The sequence below is a fragment of the Nonomuraea zeae genome, from assembly GCF_005889725.1.
GTDB classification, from domain to species: Bacteria; Actinomycetota; Actinomycetes; order Streptosporangiales; family Streptosporangiaceae; genus Nonomuraea; species Nonomuraea zeae.
The window spans coordinates 1-8,499 of sequence record NZ_VCKX01000423.1 but is presented as its reverse complement, the minus strand read 5'-3'; the positions used below and the strand labels follow the sequence as shown (position 1 = coordinate 8,499).

The window sequence follows — 8,499 nt, the reverse complement described above, 5'->3', positions numbered from 1 at the left end:
ATGGACCTGCGCCGGGCGCCGTTGATGGATGTGCATCTGGCGGTGGTGCCGGGTGGTGATCGGTGGCTGGCGTTGGTGCGTATGCATCATGTGGTGCGTGATCACACCGCGTTGGAGGTGTTGCTGGGTGAGGTGGCGGCGTTCCTGGCGGGTCGGGGTGGGGGGCTGGCTGAGCCGCTGCCGTTCCGGAATTTCGTGGCGCAGGCTCGTCATGGGGTCAGTGATGGTGAGCATCATCGTTATTTCGCGCAGTTGTTGGGTGGGGTGGAGGAGCCGACGGCGCCGTACGGGCTGGTGGACGTGCGGGGGGATGGTACGGGTTCGGAGCATGAGGTGGTGCCGTTCGCTGATGGTTTGCATCGGCGGTTGCGGGAGGTGGCCCGGCGGGTCGGGGTGAGTCCGGCGACGGTGTTGCATGTGGCGTGGGCGCGGGTGCTGGAGGTGGTCTCGGGCCGGGATGACGTGGTGTTCGGGACGGTGTTGTTCGGCCGGATGAATGCCGGTGCCGGGGCTGATCGTGTGCCGGGGCCGTTCATGAACACGCTGCCGGTGCGGGTGCGTACTGGTGAGGTCGGGGTGCTGGGTGCGGTGTCGGCGATGCGGGGTCAGCTTGCCGAGCTGCTGGAGCATGAGCATGCGCCTCTCACGATTGCTCAGCAGGCCAGCGGGGTGGCGGGTGACGCTCCGCTGTTCACCTCGTTCCTGAATTACCGGCACAACACCGGTGCCGGCGTGGACGGGGAGATGGAGGGGGTGCGGCTGCTGCTGGTCCGCGAGCGTACGAACTATCCGCTCGTCGTTTTGGTGGATGACAACGGCGACAGCATGTCGGTGGCCGTCGACGCGGTCGCGCCGATCGACGCCCGGGGTGTGGGGCTGCTGATCCGTACCGCCACCGGCAACCTCGTGTCCGCGCTGGAGCAGGTGCTGGACGGCGCGAGCGAGCCACCGCTGAGCAGCGTGGACGTGCTCGACGAGGCGGGACGGCGCCGGGTGCTGGAGAAGTGGAACGACACCGGCGCCGGCACTGGAACCTCGGTACTGGAGTCGTTCGAGGCCCAGGAACCCGAGGCGGTCGCGGTGGTGGCCGACGGGGCCGAGGTCTCGTACGGGGAACTGGACGAGCGGGCGAACCGGCTGGCGCACGTCTTGATCGGCGAGGGCGTCCGGCCCGAGTCGGTGGTCGGGGTGTGCCTGGACCGGGGGGCCGACCTGATCGTGGCGCTGCTGGCGGTGTGGAAGGCCGGGGCGGCGTACGTGCCGATCGATCCGCGGCAGCCGGTGGAGCGGATCGCGTACCTGCTGGACGACAGCCGCGCCGTGCTCACGGTGACGAGCGAGGAGGTCGCCGAGGAGCTGCCCGCGGGCCGCGCCCGCATGCTCACCCTCGACGACACGTTCACGAGGATGCGCCTGGCCGCGGCGCCGGCCACCAGACCGGAGCGGCGGACGCTCGGTGAGCAGGCCGCCTACGTCATCTACACCTCGGGCTCGACCGGCAGGCCGAAGGGCGTCGTGGTCACCCAGGCCGGCCTGGCCAACTACGTCGCCTCGGTGCCCGGCCGCCTGGGCATGGCGGACGGCCGGTACGCGCTGGTGCAGGGACAGGCGACCGACCTGGGCAACACGGTCGTCTTCGCCGCCCTGACCACGGGCGGCGAGCTGCACATCCTGCCGGAGGACGCCGCCACCGACCCGATCGCGCTGAGCGGCGTGCGGGCGGACTACCTGAAAATGGTGCCCTCCCACCTGGCGGCGATGGGCGATCCGGAGCCGCTGCTGCCCGCGCGGGCGCTGGTGCTGGGCGGCGAGGCGGCGGCCCCGGACTGGGTGGCGCACCTGCTCGCGGTAGCCGAGCGACGTGGCTGCGCGGTGTACAACCACTACGGCCCCACCGAGACCACCATCGGTGTCGCGACGACCCGCCTGCGGGCCGGAGGCGTGGTCCCGATCGGGACCCCGGTCGCCAACACCCGCCTGTACGTGCTGGACGAGCACCTGGCGCCGGTGCCCCCGGGGGTGACCGGGGAGCTGTACATCGCCGGCGCCCAGCTCGCCCGCGGCTACCTCGGACGCCCCGGCCTGACCGCGGAACGCTTCGTGGCCTGCCCGTTCGGCGGCGGGCGCATGTACCGCACCGGCGACAGGGCCCGCTGGACCGCCGACGGTGAGGTGGTCTTCGCCGGGCGTGCGGACGACCAGGTCAAGATCCGCGGCTTCCGGGTGGAGCCGGGTGAGGTCCGCGCCGTGCTGGCCAGGTGCCCGGGTGTCGATCAGGTCGCGGTCGTGGCCCGCGAGGCGGCGCCGGGCGACATGCGCCTGGCCGGCTACCTGGTGGCTCAGGACGCCGAAAGCGCGAGCGAGCTGCCGTCGGTGGTGCGCGCGTTCGCGGCCGAGCGGCTGCCGGACCACATGGTGCCGTCGGCCTGGCTGGTGCTGGACGCGTTGCCGCTGACCGCCAACGGCAAGCTGGACCGCCAGGCCCTGCCCGCACCCGACCGCGCCGCGACCGCCGGAGCCGGGCGCGGGCCGTCCAGCCCGCGCGAGGAGGCATTGTGCGCCGCGTTCGCCGAGGTGCTCGGTCTGCCCGCGGTCGGGGTCGATGACGACTTCTTCGAGCTGGGCGGCCATTCGCTGCTAGCCGTCCGCCTGGTCGAACTGCTGCGGACGCGCGGGGTCTCCGTGTCGGTGCGGACGTTGTTCGACACACCGACGGTGGCGGCGCTGGCCGCTTCCGCGGGCATCGAACGGGTGGTGCCACCGGCCAACCTGATTTCCGAGGGCGCCACGGCCATCACGCCGGAGATGCTGCCGATGGTGGACCTGGACGCCGGCGAGATCGAGCGGGTCGTGGCCACCGTCGAAGGCGGCGCGGCGAACGTGGCCGACGTCTACCCGCTGGCGCCGCTCCAGGAAGGGCTGCTGTTCCATCACCTGCTGGCCGACGGCGGCGACGACGCCTACGTGATGCCGGCCGTTCTGCGGTTCGACTCGAGGCGGCGGCTCGACGCCTTCATCGACGCGTTGCGGCAGGTGGTGGCCCGGCACGACATCTACCGCACCTCGTACGTGTGGGAAGGGCTGCGCGAGCCGGTCCAGGTAGTGTGGCGCCAGGCCGAGCTCCCGGTCGTCGAGGTGACCCTGGACCCGCGCGGCGCCGACCCGGTGGCCGAGCTGGTCGCGGCCGGTGGCCAGATCATGGACCTGGGGCGGCCGCCGTTGCTCGACACGCACATCGCGGCCGAGCCGCGCGGCGACCGCTGGCTCGTGCTGGTCCGCGCGCACCACATGGTGCGCGACGGCACGGCACTGGAGGTGCTGCTCGCGGAGATCCTCGCCATCATGACCGGCCGTGGTGACGAGCTGCCGCGGCCACTGCCCTTCCGCGACTTCGTCGCCCAAGCCCGCGGCGGGGTGCAGCGGTCCGAGCACGAGCGGTACTTCAGGGACCTGCTGGGCGACGTCGAGGAGCCGACCGCCCCGTACGGCGTGGTGGACGTGCTGGGCGACGGTGCCGGTGTCGTACGCGCCCAGATCGAGGTCTCCCCGGAGCTGGTCGGCCGCCTGCGCGAGGCGTCGCGGCGCCTGGGGGTCAGTCCCGCGACGGTGCTGCACGTGGTGTGGGCCCGGGTGCTGGCGGCGGTCTCCGGCCGGGACGACGTGGTGTTCGGGACGGTGCTGTTCGGGCGGATGAACGCGGGCATGGGCGCGGACCGCGTGCCCGGCCCGTTCATCAACACCCTTCCGGTACGCGTGCGCACGGGCACGCTCGGCGCGCGGGACGCCGTGTTCGAGCTGCGTGGCCAGCTCGGTGAACTGCTGGAGCACGAGCACGCGCCGCTGGCCCTGGCGCAGCAGGCGAGCGGGGTGGCGGGGGACACGCCGCTGTTCACCGCCATACTCAACTACCGGCGCAGCACCGGGCAGGACCTGGGCGAGCGCTGGGACGAGTCGATGGAGGGCGTACGGCTCGTCTACTCGCGCGAGCGCACCAACTACCCGCTCGCGCTGCTGGCCGGCGACGACGGCGACGTCCTGCGGCTGGCCGTGGACGCCGTCTCGCCGATCGACGCCCACGCGGTGGGCGCGCTGGTGCGGACCGGCGTGACGAACCTCGTGTCCGCGCTGGAGTCGGCGCTGGACGGGGACGGCGATTCCCCGCTGCACGCCGTGGAGGTCCTGGACGAGGCCGAGTACCGCCGGGTGCTGGCCGAGTGGAACGGCGCGGCCGTCGAGGTGGCGCCGGCGACGCTGGTCGAGCTGTTCGAGGCGCAGGTGCGGCGCACGCCCGACGCGGTCGCGGTGGCCTCCGGCGAGGTGGAGCTGTCGTACGCGGCGCTGGACGAGCGGGCGAACCGGCTGGCCCGGCTGCTGGCCGGCCGGGGCGTGGCGGTGGAGTCGACGGTCGGCGTGGTGCTGGGGCGGGGGGTGGAGTGGGTCGTCGCGGTGCTGGGAGTGCTGAAGGCGGGGGCCGCGTTCCTGCCGCTCGATCCGGTGTATCCCGCGGATCGGCTCGCGTTCTCCCTGGCCGACGCGGGCGCGGCGGCGGTGGTGACCTCCTCGGCGCTGGCCGGGCGGCTGCCCGAGGGCGTGCGGCGGGTGGTGGTCGACGATCCGGCGGTCGTGACGGAACTGGCCGGTCTGTCCGGCGCGGCGCTGAGCGCCGGCGAGCGCCTCGGGCGGCTGGTGCCGGGCTGCATGGCGTACGTGATCTACACCTCGGGATCGACCGGGCGGCCCAAGGGCGTGATGGTCACCCACGACAGCGCGGTCAACCTGCTGACCGCCGGGGGGTGGCAGGTGGGGGCCGGTGATCGGGTACTGCAGCTCGCCTCGCCGGGTTTCGACGCCGCCGTCTGGGAGGTGCTGGTGGCGTTGTGGTCGGGCGGCTGCCTGGTGGTGGCCGACGCGCAGGACCTGCTGCCGGGCGCCGGGCTGGCCGAGGTGGTGGCCCGGCTCGGGGTGAGCCACGCTCTGGTGCCGCCCTCGTCGCTGAGCGTGCTGACGCCCTCGGACCTGGCCGGTGTGCGGACGCTGGTGGCCGGCGGGGAGGCGCTGGGGCCGGAGCTGGTGGCGCGCTGGGGCGCCGGGCGCCGGCTGGTGAACGCCTACGGCCCGACCGAGGTGACGGTCTGCTCGGCGATGACGGACGAGCCGATGTCGGGTGACGAGGTGTCGATCGGCCGGCCCAACGTGAACACGCGGGCCTACGTGCTGGACGGCTTCCTCCGGCCGGTGCCGCCGGGGGTGGCCGGCGACCTGTACCTCGCCGGCGCGCAGGTGGCCCGTGGTTACGCCGGCCGCCCGGCGCTGAGCGCCGAGCGCTTCCTGGCCGACCCGTTCGGCCCGGGGGGCGAGCGGATGTACCGGACCGGGGACCGGGTGCGGTGGACCGAGGGCGGGCGGCTGGTGTTCGCCGGGCGCAGCGACGACCAGGTCAAGATCCGGGGGTTCCGGATCGAGCCGGGCGAGGTGCAGGCGGCCGTGGCCGCCCACCCCCGCGTGGTCCAGGCGGCCGTGATCGCCCGCGAGGACGTGCCGGGCGAGCGATCCCTGGTCGCGTACGTCGTGCCGGAGGAGGACGACGCGCGGCTGGCGGAGTCGGTGCGCGCGTTCGCGGCCGAGCGGCTGCCGGCGCACATGGTGCCCTCAGCCGTCGTGCCGCTGGCCGCCCTGCCCGTCACCACCAGCGGCAAGCTCGACCGCCGGGCACTGCCCGCGCCCGTGTACGAGGCGGGCACCGGCCGGAAACCGGCCGGCACGCGGGAGGAGCTGCTGTGCGACCTGTTCGCCCAGGTCCTCGGGCTGCCCGAGGTCGGGGTCGAGGACGACTTCTTCGCGCTGGGCGGGCATTCGCTGCTGGCGGTGCGGCTGGTCAGCCGGATGCGTACGGCGCTCGGCGTCGAGGTGCCGCTGCGGACGCTGTTCAAGGTGCGGACGGTGGCTGAGCTGGCCCGACAGTTCGGAGACAACAAGCCGGCCAGACCGGCGCTACGGCCGATGCGTACCCGGGAGGGTTCCTGATGATTCCGTTGTCATTCGCGCAGCGGCGGCTCTGGTTCATCGGGCAGTTGGAAGGCCCGAGCGCGATCTACAACATCCGGATCGCCCAGCGGCTGTCGGGCCAGGTGGACCGGGTGGCCCTGAACGCGGCGCTGCGGGACGTGATCGCGCGGCACGAGGTGCTGCGGACGATCTTCCCCGCCGTGGACGGCGAGCCCCATCAGCACATCCTGGCACCGGCCGGGCTGACCTGGGAGCTGACGGTGGCCGAGGTGCCGCCCGGCGAGCTGGATGAGGCCATCGGCGCAGCCGCTGGGCACGTGTTCGACCTGGCGGCCGAGGTGCCGGTTCGGGCGTGGCTGTTCTCGACGTCGCCGGACGAGCACGTGCTGGTGGTGGTCGTGCACCACATCGCGGGTGACGGCTGGTCGCTGGGGCCACTGGGGCGGGACCTGTCGGTGGCGTACGCGGCCCGGTGCGCGGGTTCGGCCCCGGAGTGGGAGCCCTTGCCGGTGCAGTACGCGGACTACGCGTTGTGGCAGCGGGAGTTGCTGGGCGACGAGCGGGACCCGGAGAGCGTGATCTCGGCGCAGCTCGGCTACTGGCGGGACCTGCTGGCGGGGGCACCCGAGGAGCTGCGGCTGCCGGTGGACCGGCCGCGTCCCGCCGTCGCCTCCTACCGGGGGCACTCGGTGCCGGTGGAGATCCCGGCCGGGGTGCACGCGCGACTGGCCGAGGTGGCCCGGGCCGAGGGCGTGACGACGTACATGGTGCTGCAGGCCGCACTGGCGGTGTTGCTGTCGCGGCTGGGGGCGGGGCTCGACATTCCGATCGGCTCCACCAACGCCGGGCGCACGGACGAGGCGCTGGAGGACCTGGTCGGCTTCTTCGTCAACACGCTGGTGTTGCGGGCCGACCTGTCGGGGGATCCGACGTTCCGCGAGCTGCTGGACCGGGTGCGGGAGTCCAGCCTGGCCGCCTTCGAGCACCAGGACGTGCCGTTCGAGCGGCTGGTGGAGGACCTGGCGCCGTCGCGGTCGCTGGCCCGGCACCCGCTGTTCCAGGTGATGCTGAACGTGCAGAACACCGGCGAGGCGGCGCTGGAGCTGCCGGGCGTGCGGGCCGCCGGGCTGCCGGCGGGCGAGTCGGCGGCGAAGGTGGACCTGGAGGTGCTGGTCGGCGAGGTGTTCGACGCGGACGGAGCACCGGCGGGCCTGCGCGGGACGATGGTCGCCGCCGCGGACCTGTTCGACCGGGGAACGGCCGAGGTCCTGGTGACCCGGCTGGCCCTTGTGCTGGCGGCGGTGAGCGCCGACCCGTTGACGCGGGTGAGCGAGGTGGAAGTGCTCGACGCCGGGGAGCGGCGGCGGGTGCTGGAGGAGTGGAACGACACCGGTGCCGACGTCGGCGCCGTGGTGGTGGAGCTGTTCGAGTCGGCGGCGGCCCGGACGCCTGACGCGGTGGCGGTGCGCTCGGGCGCGGCCGAGACGTCGTACGCCGAGGTGGAGGACCGGGCCAACCGGCTGGCGCGGGTGCTGGTGAGCGAAGGCGTGGGCGCCGAGTCGGTGGTGGGGGTGTGCCTGGAACGCGGCGCCGATCTTGTCGTCGCGTTGCTGGCGGTGTGGAAGGCGGGGGCGGCCTATCTGCCGATCGATCCCGGGCAGCCCGTGGAACTGGTCGCGTACCTGCTGGCCGAGAGCCGGGCCGTGCTGACCGTCACCAGCGCGGAGATCGCGGAGGAGCTGCCGGCGCGACTGCTCGTGCTCGACGACGCGCGCACGGCGCGGCGGCTCGCGGCGGCCCCCGGCGGGCGGCCGGAGCGGGCGATGGCCGGGGAGCAGGCGGCGTACGTCATGTACACCTCGGGGTCCATGGGACGCCGGAAGGGCGTGGTGGTGACGCAGGCCGGGCTGGCGAACTACGTGGGGTGGGCGGCCGGCGCGTACGAGGTGGGCGCGGGCGCGGCGGTGCACGCGTCGGTGGCCGTGGACCTGACGGTGACCAGTCTGTGGGTGCCGCTGGTGTCGGGCGCGGCGGTGGTGATGAGCGGGGAGGACCCGGCGGACGGGCTGGTGAAGGTGGTGCCGGCGCATCTGAGTTTGCTGGCCGAGATGGTGTCGCTGGATGTGGGGCGGACGTGGGTGGTGGGTGGTGAGGCGCTGCCGGGGGCTCTGGTCCGCTCCTTGCTGGCGCGCTCGCCGGGGTCGGTGGTGGTCAATGAGTATGGCCCGACGGAGACGGTGGTCGGATGTTGTGTCCATGAGGCCTCGGCTGGGGTCGGGGACTCGGTGCCGATCGGGCGGCCGATCGCGAATTGCCGGGTGTATGTGCTGGATGAGCGGTTGCGGCCGGTGCCGCCGGGGGTGGCGGGGGAGTTGTATATCGCGGGTGTGCAGGTGGCTCGCGGGTATGTGGGGCGGCCGGATCTGACGTCGGAGCGGTTTGTGGCGTGCCCGTTTGAGGTGGGGGCGCGCATGTATCGCAGTGGTGACGTGG

The 8,499-nt window shown here is 73.5% G+C and carries 2 protein-coding genes; both read left to right on the top strand.

The features are described from left to right. Complete coding sequence (locus tag ETD85_RS57435; protein WP_138698265.1) at positions 1-6,024, top strand: non-ribosomal peptide synthetase; 6,024 nt, start codon at positions 1-3, stop codon at positions 6,022-6,024. Next, positions 6,024-8,499 (top strand): non-ribosomal peptide synthetase (locus tag ETD85_RS57430; protein ID WP_138698264.1); only part of this gene is annotated, 2,476 nt, incomplete at its 3' end. The genes ETD85_RS57435 and ETD85_RS57430, both read left to right, overlap by 1 nt.

Coding starts and splice junctions, on each gene's coding strand:
- ETD85_RS57435 (WP_138698265.1), top strand. CDS start 1: ATGGACCTGCGCCGGGCGCCGTTGATGGATGTGCATCTGGCGGTGGTG.